This is a genomic window from Streptomyces sp. NBC_00986 (assembly GCF_045162565.1).
Classification (GTDB): domain Bacteria; phylum Actinomycetota; class Actinomycetes; order Streptomycetales; family Streptomycetaceae; genus Streptomyces.
In genome coordinates this window covers 5,142,740-5,156,253 of sequence record NZ_CP108733.1, presented here as the reverse complement: position 1 = coordinate 5,156,253, position 13,514 = coordinate 5,142,740, and the positions used below count along the sequence as shown (strand labels likewise).

13 protein-coding genes are annotated in these 13,514 nt (G+C 70.1%); 5 read left to right on the top strand and 8 right to left on the bottom strand.

Annotated elements, in window-relative coordinates:
• Window positions 1-27: 27 nt before the first annotated feature.
• From coaA to OG504_RS22495, 5 genes are all read right to left on the bottom strand, one after another.
• Window positions 28-996: a type I pantothenate kinase gene (coaA, locus tag OG504_RS22515; RefSeq protein ID WP_405991453.1), complete on the bottom strand. Its 969-nt coding sequence runs from the start codon at window positions 994-996 to the stop codon at window positions 28-30.
• Between the two features lie 97 nt (window positions 997-1,093).
• Window positions 1,094-2,050 carry a CbrC family protein gene (locus OG504_RS22510; protein WP_405991452.1) on the bottom strand — a complete coding sequence of 319 codons (957 nt, stop codon included), beginning with the start codon at window positions 2,048-2,050 and terminating at the stop codon, window positions 1,094-1,096.
• 80 nt (window positions 2,051-2,130) lie between these two features.
• Window positions 2,131-2,571 carry a hypothetical protein gene (locus OG504_RS22505; RefSeq protein ID WP_405991451.1) on the bottom strand — a complete coding sequence of 147 codons (441 nt, stop codon included), beginning with the start codon at window positions 2,569-2,571 and terminating at the stop codon, window positions 2,131-2,133.
• A complete protein-coding gene (locus tag OG504_RS22500; protein WP_405991450.1) occupies window positions 2,568-3,035 on the bottom strand; it encodes a hypothetical protein in 468 nt (155 codons plus the stop codon). Before OG504_RS22500 ends, OG504_RS22505 begins: the two co-directional genes overlap by 4 nt.
• A 19-nt stretch (window positions 3,036-3,054) precedes the next feature.
• Window positions 3,055-4,350, bottom strand: a complete 1,296-nt coding sequence (locus tag OG504_RS22495; RefSeq protein ID WP_405991449.1) for a hypothetical protein — start codon at window positions 4,348-4,350, stop codon at window positions 3,055-3,057.
• A gap of 184 nt (window positions 4,351-4,534) precedes the next feature.
• Between OG504_RS22495 and glmS the strand changes: the two genes are divergently transcribed.
• On the top strand, window positions 4,535-6,382 hold the full coding sequence (gene glmS / locus OG504_RS22490) for a glutamine--fructose-6-phosphate transaminase (isomerizing) (RefSeq protein WP_405991448.1): 1,848 nt from the start codon (window positions 4,535-4,537) through the stop codon (window positions 6,380-6,382).
• 10 nt (window positions 6,383-6,392) lie between these two features.
• Here glmS and OG504_RS22485 read toward each other — a convergent pair whose 3' ends face one another.
• On the bottom strand, window positions 6,393-6,917 hold the full coding sequence (locus OG504_RS22485; protein WP_405991447.1) for a hypothetical protein: 525 nt from the start codon (window positions 6,915-6,917) through the stop codon (window positions 6,393-6,395).
• Between the two features lie 131 nt (window positions 6,918-7,048).
• Between OG504_RS22485 and OG504_RS22480 the strand changes: the two genes are divergently transcribed.
• Complete coding sequence (locus tag OG504_RS22480) at window positions 7,049-7,462, top strand: hypothetical protein (protein ID WP_405991446.1); 414 nt, start codon at window positions 7,049-7,051, stop codon at window positions 7,460-7,462.
• Between the two features lie 18 nt (window positions 7,463-7,480).
• On the opposite strand, the gene OG504_RS22475 is transcribed toward OG504_RS22480, so the two are convergent.
• On the bottom strand, window positions 7,481-9,220 hold the full coding sequence (locus OG504_RS22475) for a M16 family metallopeptidase (protein ID WP_405991445.1): 1,740 nt from the start codon (window positions 9,218-9,220) through the stop codon (window positions 7,481-7,483).
• A gap of 12 nt (window positions 9,221-9,232) precedes the next feature.
• The gene (locus OG504_RS22470; protein WP_405991444.1) at window positions 9,233-10,258 is read right to left on the bottom strand and encodes a hypothetical protein; all 1,026 of its coding nucleotides are present in this window, start codon (window positions 10,256-10,258) and stop codon (window positions 9,233-9,235) included.
• Between the two features lie 159 nt (window positions 10,259-10,417).
• On the opposite strand from OG504_RS22470, the gene OG504_RS22465 reads away from it, so the two are divergent.
• From OG504_RS22465 to OG504_RS22455, 3 genes are all read left to right on the top strand, one after another.
• The gene (locus tag OG504_RS22465; RefSeq protein WP_318018247.1) at window positions 10,418-10,789 is read left to right on the top strand and encodes a holo-ACP synthase; all 372 of its coding nucleotides are present in this window, start codon (window positions 10,418-10,420) and stop codon (window positions 10,787-10,789) included.
• 155 nt (window positions 10,790-10,944) lie between these two features.
• Window positions 10,945-12,381 carry an NAD(P)H-hydrate dehydratase gene (locus OG504_RS22460; protein ID WP_405991443.1) on the top strand — a complete coding sequence of 479 codons (1,437 nt, stop codon included), beginning with the start codon at window positions 10,945-10,947 and terminating at the stop codon, window positions 12,379-12,381.
• 205 nt (window positions 12,382-12,586) lie between these two features.
• Entirely contained in the window at window positions 12,587-13,483 is an 897-nt protein-coding gene (locus tag OG504_RS22455; protein ID WP_405991442.1) for a L,D-transpeptidase family protein, read from the top strand.
• Window positions 13,484-13,514: the final 31 nt, after the last annotated feature.

Below are 13,514 nucleotides of genomic sequence, written 5' to 3'. Positions count from 1 at the left end.
CCTATCTAACAGGCGCCCGCTGCCGGTCTACAGCTTGCGCAGGCTGAGCCGTTGGACCTTGTGGTCGGTGCCCTTGCGGATGACGAGGGTGGCGCGGCTCCGGGTGGGGGCGATGTTCTCCACCAGGTTGGGCTTGTTGATGGTGCTCCAGAGGGTGCGGGCGTAGTCGACGGCCTCGTCCTCGGAGACCTGGGTGTACTTGCGGAAGTACGAGTCCGGGTTCTGGAACGCCGTGGCGCGCAGCTTGCGGAACCGGTTCAGATACCAGCGCTCGATGTCCTCGGCGCTCGCGTCGACGTACACACTGAAGTCGAAGTAGTCGGCGAGCCCGACGCGCGTACGGCCGTCCTTGCCGGGGAGCGCGGGCTGGAGCACGTTGAGCCCCTCGACGATGAGGATGTCGGGGCGGCGGACCGTGAGCCGCTGATCAGGCACGATGTCGTAGATGAGGTGGGAGTAGACGGGGGCGGTGACCTCGTCCTTGCCCGCCTTGATGTCGGCGACGAAGCGGGTGAGCGCGCGGCGGTCGTACGACTCGGGGAAGCCCTTGCGCGACATGAGGCCGCGGGCCTCCAACTCCCTTGTGGGCAGCAGGAACCCGTCGGTGGTGACCAGTTCGACGCGGGGGTGCTCGGGCCAGCGGGAGAGCAGCGCCTGGAGGAGCCGGGCGACGGTCGACTTTCCTACGGCCACGGAGCCGGCGACGCCTATCACGAACGGCGTGCCGGACTGGGAGCCCTGTTCGCCCAGGAAGGTGTTCAGCGCGTTTCTCAGGCCGTCCGTGGCGCCGACGTAGAGGTTGAGGAGTCTGGACAGCGGGAGGTAGATGTCACGCACCTCGTCGAGGTCGATGACATCGCCCAGGCCGCGCAGCTTCTCGACCTCCTCGGCGGTGAGCGGCAGCGGCGTCTTGTCGCGCAGCGCGCTCCACTCGGCTCGGGTGAGGTCGACGTAGGGAGTCGCCTCCGGCTTGTGCCGGTGGGCGCTCCGGGGCATCGGGGAGACCGGAGAGATCACAGTCCATTGTTAACGGAGTTTGAACGGGGTGGTGGGTGGGGTCGGTCACGTTGGGCCGTGAGCGGCCTCTTCAGGCTCAGGTGAAGTCCGCGTAGGCGAGGTGGGCCGCGCAGACCCGGCACCGGAAGAGGTACGCGGTCGGCCCGCCGTCCTTGTCGAGCGAGCCGAGGAAGTCCTCGACCTGTTCGGGCGGCCACGTCCACGCGGCGCACTGCCGGCGGAGGTGGTCGATGGCGTCCGGATACGCCGTGAGTTCCTTGGTCCCGGCTGGGCCGAGGAAAGCGGTGCCGTCGCCGCAGTGCGTCAGCCAGTGCGGGGACTGCCAGGTGGTGAAGCCTGGTGTGCGTTCGAGGATTTCCGTGACGACGTCCTGGGACACGTCGCCCTCGACGGTGTCGGCGAAGGAGGCGTCGTAGCGTTCGGCGGCGGTTCCGAAGGCGATGCAGTACGGGCAGATACCGGCGGCCGGGGCGTCGGCGGCGTAGACGGGACCGGTGTACACCCAGCCGCGTTCCTGCCCGCAGCACACGCAGGGCTCGTCGGAGGCGGCCACGGAACCGGTGGCCACCGGGTTCGGGTGGTACGGGAACTGCGGCAGGATCGGCCGTTGGCGTACTTCCGGCTGCGGGGAGATGACCAGGGAGATGGCCTGCCCGGTCAGGGCCGGAGGCGGGACCACGATGGCTTCCGCCCGGAAGCCTTCCGGGAGGTGCCTCCGGTGGGCCTCGGTCGTCAGGATCGCCGGACCGTCGCCCGGGATGACCACCGCGCCGGTTCGGCGGGCGAGTTCGGCGACGAGGTCGAGGACGCGGCCGGGGGAGAAACGGTGGAAGGTGAGCCCGCGGGTGCCGCCATAGACGTCCGCCGTTCCGCCGTCCTCGGCTTCGAGTTCCCGGAATTCCGGGGAGCCGGGGGAGTCGGCGGCTGTCGTGCCCGCGAGGGTGACGGGGTCGAGTACGTCGCGTATCGCGGTCTCGTCCATCGGGGCGGTGTCTCCGCCGACGAACCGGCACAGGTACAGGCTGTAGCTCACGTCGTCAGCTCATTTCGTCGCGTTTCCTGAGTCGGGTGGGGTCGGGCGGATCAGGACCGGGCGGATCAGGACTTGGTGGATCAGGACTTGGTGGAACAGGGCCGGAAGCCCGTCACCAGGACCATGCTTCCGTGCCCGTGTCTGTCCGGTTCCTCGACCTCGAACCCCGCCGAGGCGAGGATCCCCAGGAGGGCGGCCTGCATCTGGTTGAGCACCGTGTTGTAGTGGCGCACGGCCGGGGGCGGGTTCGCGTAGTCGATGCCTTTCGCGAAGAGGTCGAGCGCGGGGTCGCGCAACTCCGCGTCCGTGTGCCAGTTCGCGTACACCCCTCCGTCGACGAAGGGCGTGACGTGCACGTCCACGCCGGGCAGATAGTGCGGCCCGCCGCTGAGGTCACCTCGGTCCACGGGAAAACCGACGAGCCGCAGTTCCTGACACACCTGCTCGGCCAGCGCCTGGCGCGCCTCGATGATCTCCGGTGGGGCTTTCGGGGGCAGGTCGAATCGGGGAGTGTCCGTCATGGGGTCTCCGGGGCGGGCGTGGAGAGCGGGGCGGGCGTCGGGTCGGACGTCGTCCCGAACACCAGGACGTGGTCCGGGTTCATGGCGTCGTTGTCCGGCGCCGCGCTGACTCCCGACGACAGCAGGATGTTGATCAGCGCACCCTGCATGTGCAGGCTGATCATCCCGGGATAACGGACGACGGGTGCGTCAGGATCACCGGACGTGAGGCTGTCGACAGCCGCCCCGAGCATGGCGGGGTCGCATCTCCAGCTCATGTACACGGGCGCCGAAGCCGTATCGGCGTCGGAATCGACGTAGACCACAGCGCCTGCCCGGTCCGTTGCCGGGGTCTCTCCGTCCCGGAAGGCGGGCAGGCCGGCACGCCGGAGCGCCTGGATCGCCTGCCCGGCCAGCGCCTCGCGTGCCTCGATGATCTCCGGTGGGGCTTTCGGGGGCAGGTCGAACATGGGGTGGTCGGTCATGGGGTCTCCGGTCGCTCGGTCAGTTCTCGAGGGCGAGGTGGCCGATGGCATCCGGTACATGGGTTGTGCCGTGGCCGAACTGCTCGCCAAGGGCCAGGTAATCGGCGTACAGGGACAGGGCGAGCGGTACGGACAGCACATTGAGCAGCCGGAGGAACAGCCGGTATCCGAGGTCGGGGTCGGCGTGGGTGACGACCTCCTTCAGGGCCTCGACCGCGGCCGTACCCGGGATGCCCAGCCAGTGGGCGCTGACGGTCCGGGTCGCCAGCACCGGGGTCGCCTCGTCGATCGCCTCCAGCACCGGCTGTGTGAGCGCGGTCCGAACCGGTCCTACGACGGGTGTGTAGGCGGGGGCGACATCCCTCAGCCGCTCCTCGCTCACGTCCGAGACCAGTCTGAGGAAGTCCCGCCCGTCCATGCCGAGCTGGTCGATGTTGAGACCCCGGTCCGACACGGCCAGCCAGAGGGTGGTGAGGGTGTTCGCGCTCAGCGGGGAGTTCAGGAGGCGGAAGGTGTCCTCGAACAGCAGCGCCGCCGCGGTGCCCGGGGTCTCCGCGGAGTCGTCGAACGTCGCGGCGAGCGCCACGCCCTCCCGTGCCGTGGGCTCCTCCCAGTAGGTGGCGAAGCGCGCCGACAGGACCGAGATGCCGAAGTCTCCCGAGCGGTCGCGTCGGGTCGGGTCGAGGGGCAGCCACTGGATGTCGAGGCCGTCGCAGACCAGTGGTCCTGGATAGTTGAGTTTCGTGTCGATCTCCATGAGGCGGTCGTACTGCTCCTTCGCGACCGGTACGGTCCACGCCTTCAGGATGCGGAGAAGGAGGCGGAAACCGAGGTCCCCGTCGGCTTCCCTGGCGATGTCCTCCAGGGCCTCCGGAACCGTCGTGGGCAGGGAGGTGGAGACACGTATCTCCGTGATGACGGCTTCGCACACCTCTTCTTCCGCGAGTTCGGGGTGGGGGCGCTCGGGCCAGTACGCCTGGCGCCTCTTCCGGCGCCGGGCCGGGTACAGGTCCGCGAGCCGGGTCAGCCAGGTCCGGAGGTCCATCCCGAAGTCCGCCGGGTCGAAGCGTTCGTGCGTGGCCGCCAGCCAGGCCGCGCGGAGTGTCCCGTCCGGCAGGCCGGAGTCCAGCAGGCAGCGGATGTCCGTGCCGAGTTCCACGGCGCCTTCGCCCTCGCAGTCGGCGGCCACCTCCGCGGCGCACTCCAGTGCCCGTACGACGTCGGGCGCGGTGGCCGAGGCCAGCCTCCCGGCGAGCGCGCTGAGTCCGAAGTCGTCCTCGTAGAGCTCGAAGTAACGCTCGCGCTGCCTTGTCATGCAGGGGTGCCCTGTCTCTGCGTCTGTTTCTGAATCAGTTTCTGTCCACCGTCATGGCTGTTCGCTCAGGGAAGGGTATGGGTTCCGTCCGTCCGCGGTCACGGTTGTCGATCATGGCCACAATTTCCGAAATCGGGCAAGAAGTGCCGTGTTCGGACGGGGTTCGCGGCCTAGGCTGCGGCGCATGTGCGGAATCGTGGGATACGTGGGGTCGCAGTCGGCGCTTGATGTGGTGATGGCCGGACTGAAGCGGCTGGAGTACCGGGGTTACGACTCGGCAGGTGTCGCCGTGCTCGCGGACGGCGGGCTGGCGGCGGCCAAGAAGGCCGGGAAACTCGTCAATCTGGAGAAGGAACTGGTCGACCGCCCGCTGCCGGCGGGGTCGACGGGCATCGGGCACACCCGCTGGGCCACGCACGGCGGGCCTACGGACGCGAACGCCCACCCGCATCTCGACAACGCGGGGCGCGTCGCGGTCGTCCACAACGGCATCATCGAGAACTTCGCCTGTCTGCGGGCCGAGTTGGCGGAGCGCGGGCACGATCTCGCCTCCGACACGGACACCGAGGTGGTCGCGCATCTGCTGGCCGAGGAGTTCTCGGGGTGCGCGGACCTGGCGGAGGCGATGCGGCAGGTGTGCCGGCGGCTTGAGGGCGCGTTCACGCTGGTCGCCGTGCACGCGGACGAGCCGGATGTGGTGGTGGGCGCTCGGCGGAACTCGCCGCTCGTGGTCGGGGTGGGGGAAGGGGAGGCCTTTCTCGCCTCCGACGTCGCCGCGTTCATCGCCCACACGCGCTCCGCGATCGAGCTGGGGCAGGACCAGGTCGTCGAGCTGCGGCGGGACGGGGTGACCGTCACCGGGTTCGACGGCGCTCCGGCCGAGGTCCGCTCCTACCACGTCGACTGGGACGCGTCGGCCGCGGAGAAGGGCGGCTACGACTACTTCATGCTCAAGGAGATCGCCGAGCAGCCGAAGGCGGTCGCCGACACGCTGCTCGGCCGGATCGACGCGGAGGGCCTGCTGACGCTGGACGAAGTCCGCATCCCCGTCCATGAGTTGAGGGAGATCGACAAGGTCGTCATCGTCGCGTGCGGTACGGCCTTCCACGCCGGGCTGATCGCCAAGTACGCCATCGAGCACTGGACGCGGATCCCCTGCGAGGTGGAGCTGGCGAGCGAGTTCCGGTACCGGGACCCGATCCTGGGCGCGCGGTCTCTGGTCATCGCCATCTCCCAGTCCGGCGAGACGATGGACACGCTGATGGCCCTACGGCACGCGAGGGAGCAGGGCTCGAAGGTGCTGGCCATCTGCAACACCAACGGGTCGACGATTCCCCGTGAGTCGGACGCGGTGCTGTACACGCATGCCGGGCCGGAGGTCGCCGTGGCGTCGACGAAGGCGTTCCTGACGCAGCTGGTCGCGTGTTACCTCGTGGCGCTGTATCTCGGCCAAGTCCGCGGCACCAAATGGGGCGACGAGATCCAGGCCGTCATCCGGGACCTGTCGCAGATCTCCGGTGAGGTCGAGCGGGTGCTGGAAACCATGGAGCCGGTACGGGAGTTGGCGCGGTCGGTCGCCTCCAAGAACACCGTGCTGTTCCTGGGCCGGCATGTCGGTTATCCCGTCGCTCTCGAAGGCGCCCTGAAACTCAAGGAGTTGGCGTACATGCACGCCGAGGGCTTCGCGGCGGGGGAGTTGAAGCACGGGCCCATCGCGCTGATCGAGGAGGGGATGCCGGTCGTCGTCGTGGTTCCCTCGTCCCGTGGGCGGTCGGTTCTGCACGACAAGATCGTGTCCAACATCCAGGAGATCCGGGCGCGCGGTGCGATGACGATCGTGATCGCGGAGGAGGGCGACGAGACGGTCGTCCCGTACGCCGACCACTTGATCCGGATCCCGGCGACACCGACGTTGCTGCAACCGCTGGTCGCGACCGTGCCGTTGCAGGTGTTCGCCTGTGAGCTGGCCACGGCTCGGGGGAACGAGGTGGATCAGCCTCGGAACCTGGCGAAGTCGGTGACGGTGGAGTAGGACCCGCTCTTCAGGGCTTCCCCGAAGGGGGTGAAGGCTCCGGCCGGGAACGTGAGGGCGGCCCCGGCCGGGGTCTTTGAGCCGCGGATGTGAGGGCGTCGGCAAGGCTTGTGGCCGGGCAGCCCAACATCCCTGTCAGTGTGCGGCGTTGACGTTGCGTCAGGTCGCCTACGAAGACCGCCGCGTCGGCGTTCGTCTGCTCGCAGAGTGTCGCCGCCTCGCGAACCTTGCCGTAGGTCAGGAGAGTTCGCGAGGAGTAGGGCACCGCCATCTTCTTGGCCCCGCCGGCCGAGACCCCGCGCCGCTGCACGATCCGGCCCACGACTCGCGCACCGCACGCCCCCAGCTCCCGCGCCGCCGCATCCATCAGCTCGGCCCAGTCCTTCTGCCTGCCGGAGAAGTAGCCGACGATCACCACGTCGGCTCCCCCGACCTCAACTGCCGAGGCCGGAGCCCGGTGTTGGGCCGCCCTCACCCTCGCCCCCGCTCCCGTGCGATGGGCGGGACGCCGGTCGCGCCTTCGGGCCTGATGCATGGCCTCAGGCTAGTTGTGCTCCGCTGAAAGCGCGCTGAGGGCGTCGTGAAACCGGGTGGGCGCAGGCTCTGGGTCAGAAGGAAGCCGATGCAGAGCCGATCCGGAACCGACGAACCCAGGAGCACATCACCATGGGCATCAACCTCACCGACCAGGACAAGCTCACCCTCCGTACCGCCGCGTACGGTGCCATCACGCTGATGACCGCCGCCGGTGCCACCGCCGGATCGCCGCACCGGATCGCCACCCAGGGCAGCCTCGCCCTGGCCTCCGCGACCGGTCCCGTCGGGCACGTGCTCGCCGAGAACTCGAAGATCCCGAACCTGGAGGGCAAGTCCGTGGCCGAGATCGCCGACCAGGTGCTGCCGGCCCTCACCGCCGCCATGAGCCTGCTCAAGAAGCAGGACCCGGCCGAGGCCGACAACTTCCGCGGCACTGTCCTCGTCGCCCTCGAAGCGGCCGTACGGCCCAAGAAGGGCGAGCCCAGCCCGGTCATGCTGGAGATGATCCGCAAGATCACCGGAGCCCTCGACGCCGCCGCGTGAACCCGGTGACCACGGTCGTCACGGTCGTCGCATGCGGCGTGTCATGTACAGCGTGCGGACGACCGCGAGCAGCGGGATCTCGAAGAGGAGGACGACGAGGACGACACCCCAGTCCGGGTTGGACGAGGTCAACTCGTCGGCGATCGTGACCCCGCCGAGCACGCCCCACACGGCCGCCAGCATGCCGAGCAGCCAGATGGCGATGGTCCAGCCCCAGGTCGCCTGGCCGGGGCTCTTGGACCGCTCGGCATCCGGCGCCACCTCCCGCGGCTGCGGGATGCGTTCCGGAGCGCGGGCCGGCAGCCGTACCACCGCCGCCTCCGGTACCGCCGCGTCGATCGTCGCGATCCGGTCCGGTGTCACGTCGAGGTACAACGTCGGTTCCACGGTGACCGCGAAGCCGTCGGGGCCCGTGAGTCCGCGGGCTCCGTCGGGGCGGGTGGTCATCGCCACGCAGGTGTCGTAGGGGACGGTCACCGCGCCGCGCGGGGTCGTGACGCTCACGCCCTCGTCGCCGATGACCAGCGTGACGTTCTCGTTCTCCAGGGACTGGTGGCGGCTTCCCGTGACCGTGCTCGCGGAGTACTGCGGGGCCACGGTCAGGCCCGCCCAGTCGACACCCCGGTGGCCCGGGACCTGGAGCAGCGCGGACGCCCATGCCTCGCGGGCCACCTCGCGCAGGTCCGCGACCGTGACCGCCTCCAACTCGGCCCGGTGCTCGGCGGGGGAGAGGACGCGGTGGCCGAGGAGGAGGTTCAGGGCGTACCCGGGGAGGGCGGCCGCGGCGAAGTCCGGGACGTCGTACATCTTGAGCTGCTTGCCGCGGACGGAGTCCAGTTCGGACTGCGCGATGGTGCCGTTGCGGAGGCGCGCGAGGGTGTCGACGAAGCCGCCGACCACCGCGTCCTGCTTCGTCGGCAGCGCGTCCGCGTACGCGGTGAGCGTGGCGAAGTCGGCGTCGCGCGGGGTGTAGTCGGCCTCCGCCGAGTAGGAGTAGCCGCCCTCCTGGCGCAGGTCGTGGAAGAGCGCCCGGCCCAGGACGTCCGCGAAGACCGCGGCCGCCGTGGAACGCCGTACGACCGAGGTCAGGACCACCTGGCCGTCCTCGCCGCAGATGTACGCGGGGGTCGCCGGGAGCGCGCTCGTCGCCGCGGGTGCCGGGAAACGGGTGCCCGTCGGCAGAGTGAGGTCCAGGCCCTCAGGGACGGACTCGCTCGTGATCCACAACACCGCGTTCTCACGGGTGAAACGGGTCCGCGCCCACTCGCCGACCTGGTCGGGCGTCACGCTCCAGGTCCCCAACTCGTTGTAGCTGGAGAGGCCGTAGCCCTGAGCGCCGTAACGCCACAGCGGGAGCTGGGAGTTGGCGCCGTTCGCGCGGCCCGCAGCCTCCGTGCGCAGGATCTCCCGCTCGGTGTCCAGCCGCGCCAGCGGCAGCTCCCGCAGGGCCGCGCAGACACTGTTGAGATGCGCTACGACCTCCTCCTCGTCGCCCGTCGCGTGGAAGAGGGTGTACGCGTTCGCCGTCGCGCCGTTGTAGTGCAGGTCGGTCAACTGCAGCCGGTGCAGGGCCAGATGCTCGACGAGATGGGTGATCCCGGCCGTCGCCAGGGTTTCGTCGGCGCGGCCCACCCGGAAGAACAGGCCCGCCGTCACATCGCCCCCCTGGCGCGGGGCGTAGAGCGTGGGAACGCCCTGGGTGGTCGTGCAGCCGATCAGGCCGGAGAGGGCCTCCGGCGCGAACTCGGTGGTCGTCATCGTCGGCTCCCCCTAGAGCGTCGCGAGCGCGGACTTGCGGTACTTCACGAACGCGGCCTTCCAGCCGGGCAGGTACTGCCACTGGTACTCGTTCACCCGGTTCTCCAGGGAGACGAAGTGCGCGGCCGCGTCCTCGACATGGCCGCCGATCGAGAAGGCCAGGGCGAACGCGCTGTCCGCCGCGATCCAGCTCCACCCGGGGGCGTAGTCCGGGTGCAGCACGGACGCCCGGGCGGCGGCCCGCAGCTCGTCGCGGACCGAGACACTCCGCATGTACGTGCGCTGCTCCACGCCGTCCAGATCCGCCCAGTGCTCGATGTGCGCCTCGGCGACCACCGCCCCGGCGTGCGAACCACCGGGGGCCGCGGTCACGCACTCCTGCGCGAAGGAGTGCGCCGCCTCCCAGGAACCGCTCCACTTGGGGCACACCTGCTGGAGCAGCTGGGACTGCGCGCGGAAGTGGTGGGGGTGGTGGGCGGAGAGACGGTCGTAGCGGCGGCGGGCCTCGGTCTGGCCGAGTTCCAGGCCGCGGGCGGTCAGCAGCCGGGCGGTCCAGGCGGCGGCGTTGCCGGGCTGCTCGGCGCACACGTCGATCAGCAGTTGCTCGGCCCGCCGCAGCCAGTCGTGGAACTGGCCGAACTGGTCGCGCGAGACGTGCTCGGCGCGGGCGCGGCTGCGGATGGCCCAGCCGACGCGGATGTAGCGCTCGGCGAGCAGGGTGCGGGGGAGGGGGTCGTCGGGATGGTCGGCCGCCGCCCGCTCCAGGTAGGTCTCCACGCCGTCCAGGCCTGCGAGTTGGCCTGAGGCGAAGGACATCTTTTCCACGGCGTTCTCCACCGGGGTCTCGACCGGGTTCCGGGTCGGGTTCTCGGTCCGGTCCAGGGTGGTGAAGAAGGCCTGCGTCGCCTGCCAGTCGCCTGCCTGGGCCGCGTCCCGCAGCGGGGTGAGGTCGGGCAGCGTGGTGAACGGGTCCGTGACCGGTTCCGACAGCGCTACGGGTCTTTCGCCGTCGTCGGTCGTCGTGCTGGTGGTGGTCATGCTCCGCCCCCCTGGCGAATCCTGAACCCACGGCGCGGCTACTGGCCCCCCAGGGCGCGCGAACGTGAGTGGTGTCATGCGTGTGGTGTGAGTTGCCGCAGGTTAGCAGCCGTATGTGACAAGGGGGACGGGGGTGGACGCGGTCGTAGGGTGCTCGGCATGAGCATCATCGGGGTTGGTATCGATGTGGCCGAGATCGACCGGTTCGCGGCGTCGTTGGCGCGTACGCCGGGGATGGCTCGGCGGCTGTTCCTGGACAGTGAGTTGCTGTTGCCCAGTGGGGAGCGGCGGGGGGCGGCGTCTCTCGCGGCGCGGTTCGCGGCGAAGGAGGCGGTGGCCAAGGCGTTGGGGGCGCCGGGGGGGCTGCACTGGACGGATGCCGAGGTGTACGTCGAGGAGAGCGGTCGGCCTCGGTTGCGGGTCACCGGGACGGTTGCGGCGCGCGCGGCTGAGCTGGGAGTGCGGTCCTGGCATGTTTCGTTGAGCCACGACGCGGGGGTGGCTTCCGCGGTGGTTATTGCGGAGGGGTGACTTGGGGCTGTACGGCCTCGGCTTCGCCTTCGGCCCTTTTTGTTTCCCGCCCGCACCGCCCGTGCGGCTCTCGTTGTCGGGTGCGGGTGGCCCCTGTGGGGGTCGATCGCCGTCGGCGGCTGCGGCTTTGGGGCTTACGGGGCAGACTCGAACGTATGCGTACTGCGTACAGCGTGGAGACGGTAAGGGCCGCCGAGCAGCGGCTGATGGCGCGGGTTCCGGAAGGTGCGCTCATGCAGCGGGCCGCAGCCGGACTCGCCGTTGCCTGTGCTCAGTTGGTGGGGCGGGTCTACGGCAGTCGGGTCGTGCTGCTGGTGGGGAGTGGGGACAACGGGGGCGACGCCCTGTACGCGGGGGCGCGGCTCGCTCGGCGGGGGGCCGGGGTTGTGGCCGTGCTGCTTTCGCCCGAGCGGGCTCATGCGGGTGGCCTTGCGGCGTTGGTGCGGGCCGGTGGGCGGACCGTCGCACCCGGTGATGCCGAGGAGGTCCTCCACCGCGCCGATCTTGTTCTTGACGGGATCGTCGGGATCGGGGGGCGGGGTGGGCTGAGGCCCGATGCGGCGCGGCTGGCTGAGCTTGCCTCGCAGTCCCAGGGGGTTGTTGTAGCCGTTGATCTGCCCAGTGGGGTCGATGCGGACAGCGGCGAGGTGCGGGGGGCCGCCGTGCGGGCCGATGTCACCGTCACCTTCGGGGCACACAAGCCCGGGTTGTTGATCGATCCTGCGCGGGAGTACGCCGGGGCCGTGCGGCTCGTTGATATCGGGCTGGGGAGTGAACTGCCGGGCGAGGCCGCGCTGGAGGCGCTGCAGCATGCGGACGTGGCCGCGTTGTTGCCTGTGCCGGGGGCTGAAAGTGACAAGTACCGGCGGGGAGTTGTGGGGATCGCCGCCGGGTCCGGGCGGTATCCGGGGGCTGCCGTGCTCGCTGTTGCCGGGGCCCTGCGGGGTGGGGCGGGGGCCGTGCGGTACGTCGGGCCGGCCTCTGACGCGGTGATCGCCCGGTTTCCCGAGGTGCTGGTGTCGGAGGGCGGGCCGCTCAAGGCCGGTCGGGTGCAGGCCTGGGTCGTCGGGCCGGGGGCGGGTGACGACGCCTCGGCTGTGGCGGATGTGGTGACCGCCGACGTGCCTGTGCTCATCGACGCGGACGGGTTGCGGTTGGTCGATCCGGAGGCCGTGCGGGGGCGTGGCGCGCCGACGTTGATGACTCCGCATGCGGGGGAGGCGGCCGCGTTGCTCGGGGTTCCTCGGGGGGAGGTCGAGGGGGCTCGGCTGGAGTCCGTGCGGGAGTTGGCCGGGCGGTATGGGGCGACCGTGTTGCTCAAGGGGTCGACCACGCTTGTCGCCGGCTCGGGGGGTGGGGCTGTGCGGGTCAACTCGACGGGGACGGGGTGGCTGGCCACGGCGGGGAGCGGGGACGTGTTGTCGGGGCTCTGCGGGTCGTTGTTGGCGGCGGGGTTGTCGGCGTTCGACGCGGGGAGTGTGGGGGCGTATCTGCATGGGCTGGCCGGGAGGCTGGCTGCGGACGGTGCGCCGGTGGGGGCGCATGATGTGGCTGAGGCGGTTCGGGTTGCCTGGCGGGATGTGCGGGGCTGATTTTTCTCGCCCCGCCGCCCCTACCCGTCCCATCACTGGGGGCTGCCGCCCCCAGACCCCCGCTTCGGCCTGAACGGCCTCGTCCTCAAACGCCGGACGGGCTGGATGTAGCCAGCCTGTGCTGAAAGGGCTTGCGCTCGTCAATAAGGGTGACCCCTCCGCGCGGCACCCGGCTCACGCCGTAGCCGCGCGTTTCTCTGATCGCATGATCAGTACACGAATCGCGCACAGAAGTATCGCGGTGCTGCTCACCGCGGTGATCGCCCTCCCCGTCGGGGCCGGTAGTGCCTGGGCCGACGGGCCGGTGCCGGCGGCGGGACCCGGGGAGACCGAGCTGGTGCCGGGGGTGCCGCCGGGGCCGTATCAGCCGTGGCAGATCGATACGCCGGATCAGGCGCTCCCGCCGAAGGTGTACACGCCCACCGCCGAAGAGGACCGGGTCGAGCCGCGGGACGCTGCCGTGGGGACCTACGCGCTCGTCGAGTACGTGCCGATCGCGGACGCCGTCGCCAAGGTGACCTGCAGCAAGCAGACCGGGCCGTATCAGCGGGGCGTCGAACGGTGGCTGAAGCTCAAGGTGGACGGGAAGCAGTCGGGCGCCGACTGCAGGGCCATCCGTGCCTTTCAGAAGAAGCAGGGGATCAAGCCCGCGATCGGGTTTGCCGGGCCTGTCACCTGGGCTCGTATGCAGCTGATCGGCGCCAGGAAGAATCCGAACGCCGCCCGGAAGTGCCCGGTGAGCAAGTACCGCGTCGCCTGTGTCGATCTCGATCGGCAGCTCACCTGGGTGCAGAAGGGGAAGAAGGTCGTCTTCGGGCCTGTGCCCATGCGGAGCGGGAGGACGGGGCATGTGACCCGGGGCGGGTGGCACAAGATCTACTGGAAGCACAAGAACCACTGGTCGACGCTCTACAACAGCCCTATGCCGTATGCCCAGTTCTTCGACGGCGGCATCGCCTTCCACGCCGTCTACGGGAGCATCTACACCACCGTCGGCTCCTGGGGCTGCGTCAATCTGCGGCTGGCCGACGCCCGCAAGCTCTGGGGTGTGCTCAAGAAGGGCGACCGTGTGTACGTGTGGGGGCATCGGCCCGGGAACTAGCGAACAAGGAGGGCTCAGAGGGGGTGTCAGT

Excerpts from the sequence above, each read along its gene's own strand:
- coaA (WP_405991453.1), bottom strand. The coding sequence starts at position 996 with ATGCCCCGGAGCGCCCACCGGCACAAGCCGGAGGCGACTCCCTACGTC.
- OG504_RS22505 (WP_405991451.1), bottom strand. The coding sequence starts at position 2,571 with ATGACGGACACTCCCCGATTCGACCTGCCCCCGAAAGCCCCACCGGAG.
- OG504_RS22500 (WP_405991450.1), bottom strand. The coding sequence starts at position 3,035 with ATGACCGACCACCCCATGTTCGACCTGCCCCCGAAAGCCCCACCGGAG.
- OG504_RS22495 (WP_405991449.1), bottom strand. The coding sequence starts at position 4,350 with ATGACAAGGCAGCGCGAGCGTTACTTCGAGCTCTACGAGGACGACTTC.
- glmS (WP_405991448.1), top strand. The coding sequence starts at position 4,535 with ATGTGCGGAATCGTGGGATACGTGGGGTCGCAGTCGGCGCTTGATGTG.
- OG504_RS22485 (WP_405991447.1), bottom strand. The coding sequence starts at position 6,917 with ATGCATCAGGCCCGAAGGCGCGACCGGCGTCCCGCCCATCGCACGGGA.
- OG504_RS22480 (WP_405991446.1), top strand. The coding sequence starts at position 7,049 with ATGGGCATCAACCTCACCGACCAGGACAAGCTCACCCTCCGTACCGCC.
- OG504_RS22475 (WP_405991445.1), bottom strand. The coding sequence starts at position 9,220 with ATGACGACCACCGAGTTCGCGCCGGAGGCCCTCTCCGGCCTGATCGGC.
- OG504_RS22470 (WP_405991444.1), bottom strand. The coding sequence starts at position 10,258 with ATGACCACCACCAGCACGACGACCGACGACGGCGAAAGACCCGTAGCG.
- OG504_RS22465 (WP_318018247.1), top strand. The coding sequence starts at position 10,418 with ATGAGCATCATCGGGGTTGGTATCGATGTGGCCGAGATCGACCGGTTC.
- OG504_RS22460 (WP_405991443.1), top strand. The coding sequence starts at position 10,945 with ATGCGTACTGCGTACAGCGTGGAGACGGTAAGGGCCGCCGAGCAGCGG.
- OG504_RS22455 (WP_405991442.1), top strand. The coding sequence starts at position 12,587 with ATGATCAGTACACGAATCGCGCACAGAAGTATCGCGGTGCTGCTCACC.